General features: G+C 57.8%; 13 protein-coding genes. 2 read left to right on the top strand and 11 right to left on the bottom strand.

Features of this window, described 5'->3' with window-relative positions:
• Positions 1-102: 102 nt before the first annotated feature.
• The 11 genes from AC1RQB_RS27665 to AC1RQB_RS27615 all read right to left on the bottom strand — a co-directional run bounded on the left by AC1RQB_RS27665 (position 103) and on the right by AC1RQB_RS27615 (position 10323).
• Positions 103-2064: a DUF7844 domain-containing protein gene (locus AC1RQB_RS27665; protein ID WP_063341977.1), complete on the bottom strand. Its 1962-nt coding sequence runs from the start codon at positions 2062-2064 to the stop codon at positions 103-105.
• Entirely contained in the window at positions 2061-2381 is a 321-nt protein-coding gene (locus AC1RQB_RS27660; RefSeq protein WP_007902760.1) for a DUF2388 domain-containing protein, read from the bottom strand. The genes AC1RQB_RS27665 and AC1RQB_RS27660 overlap by 4 nt, the downstream gene beginning before the upstream one ends.
• A gap of 28 nt (positions 2382-2409) precedes the next feature.
• The gene (locus tag AC1RQB_RS27655; RefSeq protein ID WP_063341976.1) at positions 2410-2727 is read right to left on the bottom strand and encodes a DUF2388 domain-containing protein; all 318 of its coding nucleotides are present in this window, start codon (positions 2725-2727) and stop codon (positions 2410-2412) included.
• A 221-nt stretch (positions 2728-2948) separates the two neighbouring features.
• Positions 2949-3266, bottom strand: coding sequence for a DUF2388 domain-containing protein (locus tag AC1RQB_RS27650; RefSeq protein ID WP_007902756.1), 318 nt, complete (start codon positions 3264-3266; stop codon positions 2949-2951).
• A gap of 137 nt (positions 3267-3403) precedes the next feature.
• Positions 3404-3613 carry a DUF1127 domain-containing protein gene (locus AC1RQB_RS27645; protein ID WP_008067729.1) on the bottom strand — a complete coding sequence of 70 codons (210 nt, stop codon included), beginning with the start codon at positions 3611-3613 and terminating at the stop codon, positions 3404-3406.
• A 260-nt stretch (positions 3614-3873) separates the two neighbouring features.
• Positions 3874-4089, bottom strand: coding sequence for a DUF1127 domain-containing protein (locus AC1RQB_RS27640; RefSeq protein WP_007902752.1), 216 nt, complete (start codon positions 4087-4089; stop codon positions 3874-3876).
• A 319-nt stretch (positions 4090-4408) separates the two neighbouring features.
• On the bottom strand, positions 4409-5902 hold the full coding sequence (gene scpC / locus AC1RQB_RS27635; RefSeq protein WP_063341975.1) for a succinyl-CoA:acetate CoA-transferase ScpC: 1494 nt from the start codon (positions 5900-5902) through the stop codon (positions 4409-4411).
• Between the two features lie 190 nt (positions 5903-6092).
• Positions 6093-7529: an NAD(P)(+) transhydrogenase (Re/Si-specific) subunit beta gene (locus tag AC1RQB_RS27630; protein ID WP_063341974.1), complete on the bottom strand. Its 1437-nt coding sequence runs from the start codon at positions 7527-7529 to the stop codon at positions 6093-6095.
• The gene (locus AC1RQB_RS27625; protein WP_007902743.1) at positions 7529-7852 is read right to left on the bottom strand and encodes an NAD(P) transhydrogenase subunit alpha part 2; all 324 of its coding nucleotides are present in this window, start codon (positions 7850-7852) and stop codon (positions 7529-7531) included. Before AC1RQB_RS27625 ends, AC1RQB_RS27630 begins: the two co-directional genes overlap by 1 nt.
• A 15-nt stretch (positions 7853-7867) precedes the next feature.
• On the bottom strand, positions 7868-8989 hold the full coding sequence (locus AC1RQB_RS27620) for a Re/Si-specific NAD(P)(+) transhydrogenase subunit alpha (protein ID WP_008067726.1): 1122 nt from the start codon (positions 8987-8989) through the stop codon (positions 7868-7870).
• Between the two features lie 434 nt (positions 8990-9423).
• Positions 9424-10323 carry a LysR family transcriptional regulator gene (locus AC1RQB_RS27615; protein WP_063341973.1) on the bottom strand — a complete coding sequence of 300 codons (900 nt, stop codon included), beginning with the start codon at positions 10321-10323 and terminating at the stop codon, positions 9424-9426.
• A 158-nt stretch (positions 10324-10481) separates the two neighbouring features.
• Here AC1RQB_RS27615 and AC1RQB_RS27610 point away from each other — a divergent pair, with 158 nt between their 5' ends.
• Both AC1RQB_RS27610 and AC1RQB_RS27605 read left to right on the top strand, forming a co-directional pair.
• On the top strand, positions 10482-11663 hold the full coding sequence (locus AC1RQB_RS27610) for an acyl-CoA dehydrogenase (RefSeq protein WP_007897013.1): 1182 nt from the start codon (positions 10482-10484) through the stop codon (positions 11661-11663).
• A 13-nt stretch (positions 11664-11676) separates the two neighbouring features.
• Positions 11677-12897: a CaiB/BaiF CoA transferase family protein gene (locus AC1RQB_RS27605; RefSeq protein WP_050681404.1), complete on the top strand. Its 1221-nt coding sequence runs from the start codon at positions 11677-11679 to the stop codon at positions 12895-12897.
• Positions 12898-13059: the final 162 nt, after the last annotated feature.

Raw genomic sequence — 13059 nt, 5'->3', positions numbered from 1 at the left:
GCCGGATAGATGAAAGCAAGCCAAACACGCATCAAGAACAGTATTGCAGAAAAGGGGGTAACCATAGATGTAGGAGCTGCCGAAGGCTGCGATCTTTTGCTTTCAGGGCAACTCCAACCCACCCGCAGCCTTGTGCAACTTCCGCAAATGTTCGCCAACCTGCTTCAGGTTGGCTTCGTTGGCGGCCATTTCGGCGGCACGACTCGGCTCGAGCAACGCTCTCACTTCCTTGTCGAGATCCCCGGTCAGCGCTTGCAGCTGCTTCTGGCGCAGGTTGCTTTCCGACTCCAGACGCGTCCACTCGTTCGCTTGCGGCAAACCATAACCACCGGTGCCGAGCAGTTCGGCCGGACGGCTGAGGAAGCCGCTGTTGGCGAGAATCTCCTGCAAGGTCGCATTGGCCTTATCCATGCCGCCATTCTTCAATTCCCGAGCACCCAGATAACGTTGCTTCACTTCGTCCTGGGCCAGCACCATCTGCTGACGGAAACTGGCCTGCTCCAGCAGCAGTAACGCCGCACTGGTGCGCAAATCAGCCTGATCAATCCATTTGCGGCGCTCTTCAGCTTTCAAGGACAGCCAGTCCTCGACCTTGTCCTGCTTGATCGGTAAATGCTTTTTCAGCACTTCGAACATCGCTTGATAACGCTCGCGAAAGGAGTCGAAGCGATAGCCCAGGCGCAGTGCTTCGCGAGAATCATCCAACACGCTGGTGTCTGCCAATCCGCGGCCCTTGAGCACTTCCAGCAAACCGTTGGGCATGATGCTATCGAGGCCGACCAGTTGCGCATTGTTGGTGCTGCTGCGCAGTAATTTCAGGCCTTCTACTGCGCAGTTGTTGGACAGGAAAAAATAGTTACCGTCGTAACTCCAGTGCATCTCCGCGGCGTGTTCCACCACGTCTTCGACCTCGCTGTGCGACAGGTTCAGCGGCACCGATGCCAGGCTGCGCAGTTCGGTCTTGGTGTATTCGTCGATCACCTGGGCCAGCGGCAAGACAAACAGGCGCGATGGGTATTTACCCACCAGCCCATCCCAGCTCGACAGCTGTAAGTCACCGACGAAGGCGCGGTAGGACAGCACCAGATGCTGATCCAGATCCAGTCGACAATCCGGCCCGCGAGGCCGACCCGGTGCGCAGATCACCAGTCGCAGCATGCTGTGACCCCAGCGGCTGACCCAGTTCTGGTTGGCTTCTGCCAGTAGATAGTCAACCGCGTAGACCCGCTCAGGATCGACCTGACCCAGAGGCTGCTTGGCGAAGTCGTTACCCGCATTGAGAAAGGCAAATGATTGGGCGCACGTATCTTTTGCGGCAGGAGCCCAGCCGAAATGTTCTTTGTAGTAGCGATACAGCGCAGGGCGACGGCAGGCGTAACTTGGGTCAAGGAGGAAGTACTCCATGTTGACCGCGACGAACTCCTTCGGGCTGCTCGTCTCGTAGATGTCCGGGCTGCGGGCAATCTGCCGGTTGTGCTGTTCGCGCTCGCCGCGCCGACCGACGTATTGCGGCCAGCCGGCCAAATCCAGCAGACGAGGGTCATCGCTGAGGGTCCAGCGTCTCTCCGTCTGCCCACGGCATTGATCGGGGATGCCGATCAGCCCGGAGCTGCTGTTACGTTGTGTGCAACGCTGGATCAGTGTGCGCTCGGCGGCTGGCCACAGGCGCGCACGGTCATAAATGTGGGTGAGTTCGTGCAACACCGTGGCGAGCATTTCCCGGCGCACGCTACCGTGGGGACGATACGTTTTTTGGGTCGCGGCGCTGCCGTTGGTGAGGCTGGCGAGCAGATTGCGATTAAGGTCCAGCTCGGACACCAGTGACGCCTGGCCGTAGGCATCGCTCGGCATGTCGTCGGTCCAGCCGACATCAATGCGCCGGTCCAGTTGCTCGATGAAGCGCGGCGGTAACGCCTGCATGGCTTCATCAAGCAGCGCCTGACTGGCCTGCTGTTGCGCGGGGCTCAGACCGTCGGTCTTGAGTCGTAGTTGCAGGCTGGCCTGAGCTGTGTTGCCAAGCAGCAACACAACCCCGGCCAGCAGCCAGGCGCCGAGTGACTTCACAGTGCGAGAATGGCTTCGGCGAGAACCTGATCACTGGCGTCGCGGGCTTCCGGCACGCGAGTGCGCAAGGTGTCGAAGGCCGCTTCCAGGTGCGCACCACGGATTTCACCCTCGCTGGCGACGAAACTGGCGGCATCGTCGTGGGCTTCACGGACGATCTTCGAATCGCGGATGGACGTGGTGGTGTCGGAAGTGAAATCAAGCGTGCGTTCGGAAGCACGAATGATGATGTTACTGGTGGCTACCAGGGTTTGCGCCTGGGCCACATTGGCCAACAACAGCAGGCCAAGGGTGGCAGCAATCAGCGGGCTACGCATGGAACGACTCCGGAGGAACAAGGGATAACTATTGGACGAGAATTGCCTCTGCCAGTTCAAGGTCGCTGGCATGAAGTTTTGGCTGGATCCGGCGCAGGTAAATCAAGGCGGACTCCAGTTGCGATCCTCGCAGTTGACCGTCACTGGCAATGAACGCGGCAGCATCATCCTGGGCGGCGATCAGCAGTTTATGGTCGAAGGGGGCGGAGGTCACCATGCTGGAGGCATAACCACTGGCCACGGTGCCTTGCGTAGAGAGGTTGAAAGCATCGAAGGCATGGGCCGAACCCGACCAGCAAGCCGCAAGAAAAACCGCAGTGATCGAAATACTTGAAAGAAAACGCATGAGACTCGATAGCTAAAAGCGAGTCCCAAGGCTAGCGCAATGCCCGGGCTAGAGCCAGCGCCGAAACATTGGGACACCTGTAGGAGCGGGATTGCTCGCGAAAGCGGTCTGTCAGGCGACATCAATGTTGGATGTGCGACGCCTTCGCGAGCAAGCCCGCTCCCACACGGGTTGCGTTTAACTGATCAGCATTAGGGCGTACCCCGCTTCAGAGCTGTCGCTTAGATCGTCAGGATGGCCTGGGCCAGCTGTGCGTCGGTCGCATTCAGTTGTGGAGTCTGTTGGCGGATGTGGTCGAGCGCACTTTCCAGTTTCACACCACGAATGGCGCCTTCACTGGCGACGAAGCTGGCGGCATCGTCACGAGCAGCACGGACGATTTTGTCGTCGCGAAAGGACGACGAGACATCCGACGTTGCGTCAGAGGATGCCTTCAGTCCACCAACAATGGAATCGGTGGTCACGATAAAGCTGGTGGCGTGGGAATTGGCAGCAACGGCAAGCAGGGCAGCAGCGCTGAGCAGACGAAGACGGGACATGGGGTAGCTCCTTTGTATAGACCGATTTAGAAGTGGCTCAGGATCAGACGCCTGTCGTAAAGCGATCGCCACGTTCTATCTGGATATTAGGCCTGTGCATATCGGTTAGAACAGCCCCTGTCTGCCAAGGGAGGAAATTAGCGCCAGAACGGTTTGTCCACTTCGTTGAGGCGCTCGGCATGGCTGATGCCCAGATCCGAGAGCTGTTGATCATTGAGTTGGCCCAGCAACCGTCGGGTTCGAGCCCTTTCGAGGCTTTCGATGAACGCTCTCAATATTCCTCGAGGCCAGGCCAAGCGGGGCTTTGCTTGCGGTGTGACGATGGAAGCATTTAGTAAGTTATTCATGGGCGCGGTCCTTTTGCCAACTTGTCGGGATTCAATGGTGACCCCCCTACGCCTGCGGGCACAGACACACTCCGATGAAATTGTACTGGTTCAATCTGTTAAATATATAAACTGTACCTATTTAGGGCTATGTCTTCTGTACGGCCCAATGTGAACGCTCCAAAACGACAAAACCCGTCGTGGTTTCCCACGACGGGTTTTGTTTGTTCAATTCGGGTTGCTGGCGGTGGATCCAGAGGATCAGAGCCAGCGACGCTAACTTAGCGCCAGAACGGCTTGCTCAGCTCTTCGTAGCGTTGTGCTTCGCTAATCCCTGCGTCAGCCAGCAGACGCGAATCCAGACGAGCCAGTTGATGGCGGCTGGAGATGCGGCGCTGCCACAGCATCAGGTTGGCGATAACGCGCAGAGGCATGGAAGCCTGGGTTTTTGCAGCAGTATCTTCGAAGAACAGTTCGGAACTGAGTGTACGTTCCATGGTTGACATCCTTCCGCTTATGGCGGGATTAGGTAGTGGTTTAACTGATGCCAATGATCCTCTCGTTTGGCCAGTCTCTGTAGATACAGTTCACCTGTATTGTGAGAGGCCAGTTAACTGTTAAAAGGCAGTGTACTGGTCGAAATTGAGGCAACTGTACCTGTCTGCACTGATACGGTGCATTTTTGCTCCATTCAACACAAAAGGTCGGAAAATACCGTAGGAAAAGACCGGTACAGCAGTACAGTTTTTGACGGTGTGGAGTGTTATCACCGCGAGCTGACGAAACTGTGTTTGCGTCAGCTGCAATCTGTATCAATTACACCGCCAGCATGCGCCCGGTTTCTTCCAGGTTTATGTGCCAACTCAGGGCATCACGCAGGATGTGAGGGGTATGCCCGCCGACTGCGCAAGCGGCAGTGAAGTAGTCATTCAAGGCTGGTCGATAGTCCGGGTGAACGCAGTTGTCGATGATGACCCTGGCGCGCTCACGCGGTGCCAGGCCACGCAGATCGGCCAAACCTACTTCGGTCACGAGAATGTCCACGTCATGTTCTGTGTGGTCGACATGGCTGACCATGGGGACCACGCTGGAAATCGCGCCGCCCTTGGCAATCGACTTGGTGACAAAGATCGCCAAGTGCGCATTGCGCGCGAAATCGCCGGAGCCGCCGATCCCATTCATCATCCGAGTGCCGCAGACGTGGGTGGAATTGACGTTGCCGTACAGGTCGAACTCCAGGGCAGTGTTGATGCCAATGATGCCCAGGCGTCGCACCACTTCGGGATGGTTCGAGATTTCCTGAGGGCGCAGGACCAGCTTGTCCTTATAGTGCTCCAGATTCCCGAACACATCGGCATTGCGCCGGCTCGACAGAGTGATCGAGCTGCCCGACGCAAAGCTCAGCTTGCCGGCGTCGATCAGATCGAAAGTCGAATCCTGCAGCACTTCGGAGTACATGGTCAGGTCTTCGAACGGCGAGTCGATCAAGCCGCACATCACCGAATTGGCGATAGTGCCGATACCGGCTTGCAGCGGGCCGAGCTTGTTGGTCATGCGACCGGCAGCCACTTCTTGTTTGAAGAAATCGATCAGGTGATCAGCAATGGCCTGAGTGTCGCTGTCCGGCGGCAGGACAGTGGACGGCGAGTCGGACTGGTTCGTAATCACGATCGAGACAATTTTTTCCGGCGGTATCGGGATGGCGGTGCTGCCGATGCGGTCGTCGACCTTCACCAACGGAATCGGGGTGCGGGTCGGCCGGTAGGTCGGGATATAGATGTCGTGCAGGCCTTCGAGATTGGGGTTGTGAGCCAGGTTGATCTCGACGATCACGTGCTTGGCGAAAATCGCGAAGCTGGCCGAGTTGCCTACCGAGGTGGTCGGCACGATATGGCCCTGCTCGGTGATTGCCACGGCTTCGATCACCGCGATGTCCGGCAGCTTGAGTTGTTGGTTACGCAGTAGCTCTACGGTTTCCGACAGGTGCTGGTCGATGAACATGACTTCGCCGGCATTGATCGCCTTGCGCAGGGTGCTGTCCACCTGGAACGGCATGCGTCGCGACAGTACGCCGGCTTCAGTCAGTTGTTTGTCGAGGTCGTTGCCCAGGCTGGCACCGGTCATCAGGGTGATTTTCAGTGGCGTGACCTTGGCGCGCTCGGCCAGGGCATGAGGCACAGCCTTGGCTTCGCCGGCTCGAGTAAAGCCGCTCATGCCGACGGTCATGCCGTCCTGAATCAGAGCGGCAGCGTCGGCGGCGCTCATCACCTTGTCCAACAACGAAGGCAAGCGAATACGGTCACGGTACATAATTATTTTCTCGGGGCAGCGGAAGCAAGGTGTGCAGTCTAGTGAATTTGATGAGCCTGCGTCCCGCTACCAAGGTCGCATTCGAGGCGTCTATTCTGGGTCTTTCAGACAAAACACCGTTACAGGATCGGTAACAGCCACAAACAAAAACGCCCCGACGAGTCGGGGCGTTTCAGGTTGCCAAAGGGGATTACTCGACGGCTTTGACCATGTCTTCGATGACTTTCTTGGCGTCGCCGAAAACCATCATGGTCTTGTCCAGGTAGAACAGCTCGTTGTCCAGACCAGCGTAGCCGCTGGCCATCGAGCGCTTGTTGACGATGATGGTCTTGGCTTTGAACGCTTCGAGAATCGGCATGCCGGCAATCGGCGATTTCGGATCGTTCTTGGCCGCCGGGTTAACCACGTCGTTGGCGCCGAGCACCAGCACCACGTCGGCCTGACCGAACTCGGAGTTGATGTCTTCCATCTCGAACACCTGGTCGTAAGGCACTTCGGCCTCGGCCAGTAATACGTTCATGTGGCCAGGCATCCGACCGGCAACCGGGTGGATCGCGTACTTCACGGTCACGCCGCGGTGAGTCAGTTTCTCGGTCAGCTCTTTCAGCGCGTGCTGCGCCCGTGCGACCGCCAGGCCATAGCCCGGAACGATGATCACGGTGTCGGCGTTGGTCAGCAGGAAGGTAGCGTCGTCAGCCGAACCGGATTTCACCGGGCGGGCTTCTTTCGAGCCTGCCGGGCCAGCGGCATCTGCTGTGTTGCCGAAACCGCCGAGCAGCACGTTGAAGAACGAGCGGTTCATCGCCTTGCACATAATGTACGAGAGGATCGCACCGCTTGAGCCCACCAGCGAGCCGGCAATAATCAGCATCGAGTTGTTCAGCGAAAAGCCGATACCCGCTGCTGCCCAGCCGGAGTAGCTGTTGAGCATTGACACCACGACGGGCATGTCTGCGCCGCCGATCGGGATGATGATCAGCACGCCCATCACGAAGGCCAGGGCCAGCATCAGAGCAAACGCGCTTAGATTGCCGGTCAGCATGAAGGTGACGCCCAGTGCCAGCGTCGCCAGACCCAGCAGCAGGTTCAGCTTGTGCTGACCGCTGAACTGTACTGGTGCGCCCTGGAACAGGCGGAACTTGTACTTGCCCGACAGCTTGCCAAACGCGATCACCGAACCGGAGAAGGTGATTGCACCGATGGCAGCGCCGAGAAACAGCTCCAGGCGGTTACCGGCAGGAATCGAATCTCCCAGTTCCTTGACGATGCCCAGCGATTGCGGCTCGACCACCGCCGCGATGGCGATGAACACTGCGGCCATACCGATCATGCTGTGCATGAAGGCAACCAGTTCCGGCATCTTGGTCATTTCAACGCGCTTGGCCATGATCGAGCCGGCAGTGCCGCCGACCAACAGACCTACGATGACGTAACCGATGCCGGCAGTAGCAAGCTCAGCGCCCAGCTTATAGATGAGGCCGACAGTAGTGAGGATCGCCAACGCCATGCCGAGCATGCCGTAGACATTGCCGCGCCGCGACGTGGTTGGGTGCGACAGGCCTTTGAGGGCCTGGATGAAGCAGATCGACGCGATCAGGTAGAGCGTCGTTACCAGATTCATGCTCATTACTGGGGCGCCTCTTCTTTTACGGCTTTCGGGGCTTTTTTCTTGAACATCTCAAGCATTCTGCGCGTTACCAGGAAACCACCGAACACGTTCACTGCCGCCAGAGCCACGGCGAGGGTGCCCATGGTCTTGCCCAGTGGGGTCACGGTCAAAGCTGCCGCCAGCATGGCGCCGACGATCACGATCGCCGAGATGGCGTTGGTCACCGCCATCAACGGCGTGTGAAGTGCAGGTGTAACGTTCCAGACCACGTGATAACCGACATAAATCGCCAGCACGAAGATGATCAGGTTGTAGATACCGGGGGAGATAAGCTCTTCCATCGTCTGAATCCCTGCTTAGGCGTTTTTGCGGATGACTTGGCCGTCGCGGCACATCAGGCACGCGGCGACGATGTCGTCTTCGAGGTTCACTTCAAACTGGCCTTCTTTGTTGAAGACCAGCTTCAGGAAGTCCAGCAGGTTGCGCGCGTACAGCGCCGAAGCATCGGCCGCGACTGCGCCGGCCAGATTGGTCGGGCCGCAAATGGTCACGCCATTCTCGACGACCACCTGATCAGCCACGGTCAGCGGGCAGTTGCCGCCCTGAGCGGCCGCGAGGTCGATGACCACGGAGCCTGGCTTCATCTGCGCCACGGTTTCCGCGCTCAATAGCGTCGGCGCCTTGCGGCCCGGGATCAGTGCAGTAGTAATGACGATGTCAGCCTGCTTGGCGCGTTCGTGCACGGCCAAGGCCTGGCGCTGCATCCAGCTGGCCGGCATGGGGCGTGCGTAACCGCCGACACCGACGGCGCATTCGCGCTCTTCATCGGTTTCGTACGGCACATCGACGAATTTCGCACCCAGGGATTCGATCTGTTCCTTCACGGCAGGACGCACGTCGGACGCTTCGATGACTGCACCCAGACGTTTCGCCGTGGCAATCGCCTGCAAACCGGCTACGCCAGCGCCAAGAATCAGCACGCGCGCCGCTTTCACGGTGCCCGCAGCGGTCATCAGCATCGGCATGAAGCGTGGATAGTAGTGAGCAGCCAGCAACACGGCTTTATAGCCGGCGATGTTCGCCTGGGAGGACAACACATCCAGGCTCTGAGCGCGGGAGGTGCGCGGCGCGGCCTCCAGTGCGAAAGCGGTAATGCCGCACTCAGCCAGCTTGGCAATGGTTTCATTGCTGAACGGATTGAGCATGCCCACCACAACGGTGCCGCTTTTTATCAGCGTCAGTTCGCTGTCGCTGGGGGCGACCACCTTGAGAATCAGCTCTGCGCCAAATGCATCATTGGCACTGCCAATGGTCGCGCCTGCCGCTTCATAAGCACTGTCGACAACGCTGGCGTTAACACCGGCGCCGCTTTGCACAGTGACTTTATGACCCTGGCCGATCAGCTTTTTGATGGTTTCCGGGGTTGCAGCAACCCGTGTTTCACCCGTCTGGGTTTCGAGAGGAACACCAATGTGCACGTCAAATCTCCTGCGTGATCTTATTGAGTAAACCCAGGCACTTCGGATGGTGCGGCTGGGGCGGCCGATCAGCACGATCCCGCTAAATCAGGGCGGGGCGCGGCATTTTGCAGGCGAACTTTGTGCCCTTCAAGGGATTATGACGGGTGACGGAAAATTAACTACAAGTCACCCCGTGACCGAATGTCGCACTGATCGGTGCAATCCCTTGCAGGCCGTGGCTTGTGAGGATTCTGTCCAAAATTCAAGAATTTACACATCGGCACGGTGAATGAGGTGTCATTGCCTTCCAATGGAGGCTCAAGGCCACGTATTCAGGCCTTTGTAGGACGTTTGTGCTACTCCTCAGTACAGTCTGCCAATATGCGACAAATACTTATATCTGTAGTGCTTTTGTTTTCCTGACTACGGGGTCAGCTAATAAGTGTGAGCCTTTATCCTTCTAGGCTGTAGCTTTGTGCCTGATTCACCAGCCAATCGCGAAATGCCTTTAAAGAGGCTGATTCGACCTTTCGCTCGGGAATCATCAGGTAGTAGGCCTTAATGCTCGATAGTGCCTGGGCGTTGGCAATCACCAGACGCTTCTCTGCTAATTCGCGCTGAATCAGGAACGGTGGAATCAGCGCGATCCCCATATCGTGCATCGCAGCTTGAGCAAGCATGGAGAATAGCTCGTAACGCGGCCCTGTCATGTCTCGCGGGACATTCAGGTTTTGAGAGTTGAACCACTGGCGCCAGGCATAAGGGCGGGTGGTCTGCTGCAGCAGGGGCAGTTCGGCGATTTCACTGGGGGTCAGATTGGTTTTTTTTCCCAGTAACGTGGGGCTGCACACCGGCATCGGATTTTCGCCCATTAGCCTGTGGGATTCGGTACCCGGCCAGTCGGCGTCGCCGAAATAGATCGCGGCGTCGAAGTCGGTGTCGGCAAACAGGAAGGGGCGCGTGCGATTGGTGAGGTTGACCGTCACTTCCGGGTGTTTGTGCTGAAAATCCTTGAGTCGAGGCAGCAGCCATTGAGTGCCGAAGGTTGGCACCACCGCCAGTTCGATCATGTTGGCGCCTTGCTGGCCCATCACTGACAAAGTATCGCGTTCAACCGCGTCGAGTTGGGTGGCCACTCGGCGGCTGTAGGAAAGCCCGGCCTCCGTCAGCTTCACTCCGCGCCGCGAGCGTCGGAACAGTTCGACGCTGAGGAACTCCTCAAGGCTGGCGATCTGTCGGCAAATCGCTCCCTGCGTGAGGGAAAGTTCCTGGGCGGCCTTGGTAAAGCTCTCGTGGCGCGCTGCAGCTTCAAAACTGATCAGGGCGGTTGTGCTGGGGATCTTCCTGCGCATGTACGTCAACCTCACTAATACATCGCATATAGGCTATTTTTGCGACGTTACGGAGTGAGAAATTAGCACAACAGTATGCAAAATCCTCGTTTGTCGTGAAACCAAACCCGGCCTAGGATCACTCCACGTTATTTGACCCGATTCGAGAGGACTCACTCATGGGCGGTAAAGCTAGCTTCAACTGGATCGATCCCCTGCTGCTGGATCAACAGCTCACTGAAGAAGAACGCATGATTCGCGACACCGCTCAGCAGTTCGCTCAGCAGAAGCTCGCGCCGCGTGTTCTCGAAGCTTTCCGTCATGAGAAGACCGACCCGGCGATCTTCCGCGAGATGGGTGAAGTGGGTCTGTTGGGTGCCACTATCCCTGAACAATACGGTGGCAGCGGCCTGAATTACGTCAGCTACGGTCTGATTGCTCGCGAGGTCGAGCGTGTCGACTCCGGCTATCGCTCGATGATGAGCGTGCAGTCCTCACTGGTCATGGTGCCGATCAACGAATTCGGTACCGAAGCACAGAAGCAGAAATACCTGCCGAAGCTGGCCTCGGGTGAATGGATCGGTTGCTTCGGTCTGACCGAGCCTGACCACGGTTCCGACCCGGGCGCGATGATTACTCGTGCACGCAAAGTGGAAGGCGGCTACAGCCTCACCGGCAGCAAAATGTGGATCACCAACAGCCCGATTGCCGATGTGTTCGTGGTTTGGGGCAAGGACGACGCGGGCGACATTCGTGGCTTTGTTCTGGAGAAGGGCTGGAAAGGCCTGAGTGCTCCGGCGATTCACGGCAAGGTCGGCCTGCGTGCATCCATCACCGGCGAGATCGTCATGGACAACGTGTTTGTCCCTGAAGAGAACATCTTCCCGGATGTCCGTGGTTTGAAAGGTCCTTTTACCTGCCTTAACTCGGCGCGTTACGGCATTTCCTGGGGCGCACTGGGCGCTGCCGAGTTCTGCTGGCACACCGCTCGCCAGTACACCCTGGATCGTAAGCAGTTTGGTCGTCCATTGGCGGCCACACAGTTGATCCAGAAGAAGCTGGCTGACATGCAGACCGAAATCACCATGGCGCTGCAAGGCTGCCTGCGTCTGGGTCGTATGAAGGATGAAGGCACTGCTGCCGTCGAGATAACTTCGATGATGAAGCGCAACTCCTGTGGTAAATCCCTGGATATCGCTCGCATGGCGCGCGACATGCTGGGTGGCAACGGCATCTCCGATGAGTTCGGTGTCGCTCGGCATCTGGTCAACCTGGAAGTGGTGAATACCTATGAAGGTACGCATGACGTCCACGCACTGATCCTCGGTCGCGCGCAGACCGGCATCCAGGCGTTCTATTAATAGGAGAACGGTCATGGGCGCGCTTTCGCATCTACGGGTACTGGATTTATCGCGGGTGCTTGCCGGGCCCTGGGCCGGGCAGATCCTGGCGGACCTTGGCGCCGAAGTTATCAAGGTCGAGCGCCCGGGCAATGGCGATGACACGCGCGCCTGGGGACCTCCGTTTCTTAAAGATGCTTATGGCGAGAACACCAGCGAGGCGGCCTATTACTTGTCCGCCAACCGCAACAAGCAATCAGTGACCATCGACTTCACGCGGCCAGAGGGGCAGCAGCTCGTGCGTGAACTGGCGGCGAAGTCGGACATCCTCATTGAAAATTTCAAGGTCGGTGGTCTGGCGGCTTATGGACTGGACTATGAGTCGCTCAAGGCGATTAATCCGAAGCTGATCTATTGCTCGATCACTGGATTCGGTCAGACAGGTCCGTATGCCAAGCGTGCGGGCTATGACTTCATGATCCAGGGGTTGGGCGGTCTAATGAGTTTGACTGGCCGTCCCGAAGGAGATGAGGGTGCAGGACCGGTGAAAGTCGGTGTGGCGCTGACAGACATTTTGACCGGGCTCTATTCAACGGTAGCGATCCTGGCGGCCTTGGCTCATCGGGATCAGGGTGGTGGCGGTCAGCATATAGACATGGCATTGCTGGATGTTCAGGTGGCTTGTCTGGCCAATCAGGCGATGAACTACCTGACTACAGGCGTTGCGCCTAAGCGCCTGGGCAATGCTCACCCGAATATCGTGCCTTATCAGGACTTTCCTACGGCCGATGGCGACTTCATCCTCACCGTGGGTAACGATGGGCAGTTCCGCAAGTTTGCGCAGGTGGCTGGTCAGCCGCAGTGGGCGGATGATCCACGTTTTGCGACCAACAAATTGCGGGTGGCTAACCGAGCAGTATTGATTCCGCTGATTCGCCAGGCGACCGTGTTCAAGACTACTGCTGAGTGGGTGGCGCAGCTGGAGCAGGCAGGCGTGCCATGCGGACCGATCAATGATCTGGCTCAGATGTTTGCCGATCCTCAGGTTCAGGCGCGGGGGTTGGCCATTGAGCTGCCTCATGCTTTGGCCGGGATGGTGCCGCAGGTTGCGAGCCCGATACGTCTGTCCGAGACTCCGGTGGAGTACCGTAGTGCGCCTCCTTTGTTGGGTGAACACACGCTGGAGGTTCTGCAGCGGGTGTTGGGTCTGGATGCCGGAGTCGTTGCTGGGTTCAAGGCGTCTGGAGTGCTCTGAGCATTCCTTCTATATAGCAGGGCTGGTTTTGCTCTCCTATATAGAGGGGAATGCGCAGTTTTCCGGCGTTCCGCAAGTTATTGATAGAAAAGCGTAATTAGAGGTTGACGGCAGATTCTGGACGTCTATAATTCGCCCCACTTCCGGCGCAGTCGAAACGGA

The sequence above is a fragment of the Pseudomonas sp. GW822-FHT02E03 genome (assembly GCF_058802325.1).
This window is presented reverse-complemented; position numbering and strand designations above follow the sequence as displayed.

Coding starts and splice junctions, on each gene's coding strand:
- AC1RQB_RS27605 (WP_050681404.1), top strand. CDS start 11,677: ATGGGCGCGCTTTCGCATCTACGGGTACTGGATTTATCGCGGGTGCTT.
- AC1RQB_RS27650 (WP_007902756.1), bottom strand. CDS start 3,266: ATGTCCCGTCTTCGTCTGCTCAGCGCTGCTGCCCTGCTTGCCGTTGCT.
- AC1RQB_RS27630 (WP_063341974.1), bottom strand. CDS start 7,529: ATGAGCATGAATCTGGTAACGACGCTCTACCTGATCGCGTCGATCTGC.
- AC1RQB_RS27615 (WP_063341973.1), bottom strand. CDS start 10,323: ATGCGCAGGAAGATCCCCAGCACAACCGCCCTGATCAGTTTTGAAGCT.
- AC1RQB_RS27625 (WP_007902743.1), bottom strand. CDS start 7,852: ATGGAAGAGCTTATCTCCCCCGGTATCTACAACCTGATCATCTTCGTG.
- scpC (WP_063341975.1), bottom strand. CDS start 5,902: ATGTACCGTGACCGTATTCGCTTGCCTTCGTTGTTGGACAAGGTGATG.
- AC1RQB_RS27610 (WP_007897013.1), top strand. CDS start 10,482: ATGGGCGGTAAAGCTAGCTTCAACTGGATCGATCCCCTGCTGCTGGAT.
- AC1RQB_RS27645 (WP_008067729.1), bottom strand. CDS start 3,613: ATGAATAACTTACTAAATGCTTCCATCGTCACACCGCAAGCAAAGCCC.
- AC1RQB_RS27660 (WP_007902760.1), bottom strand. CDS start 2,381: ATGCGTAGCCCGCTGATTGCTGCCACCCTTGGCCTGCTGTTGTTGGCC.
- AC1RQB_RS27640 (WP_007902752.1), bottom strand. CDS start 4,089: ATGGAACGTACACTCAGTTCCGAACTGTTCTTCGAAGATACTGCTGCA.
- AC1RQB_RS27655 (WP_063341976.1), bottom strand. CDS start 2,727: ATGCGTTTTCTTTCAAGTATTTCGATCACTGCGGTTTTTCTTGCGGCT.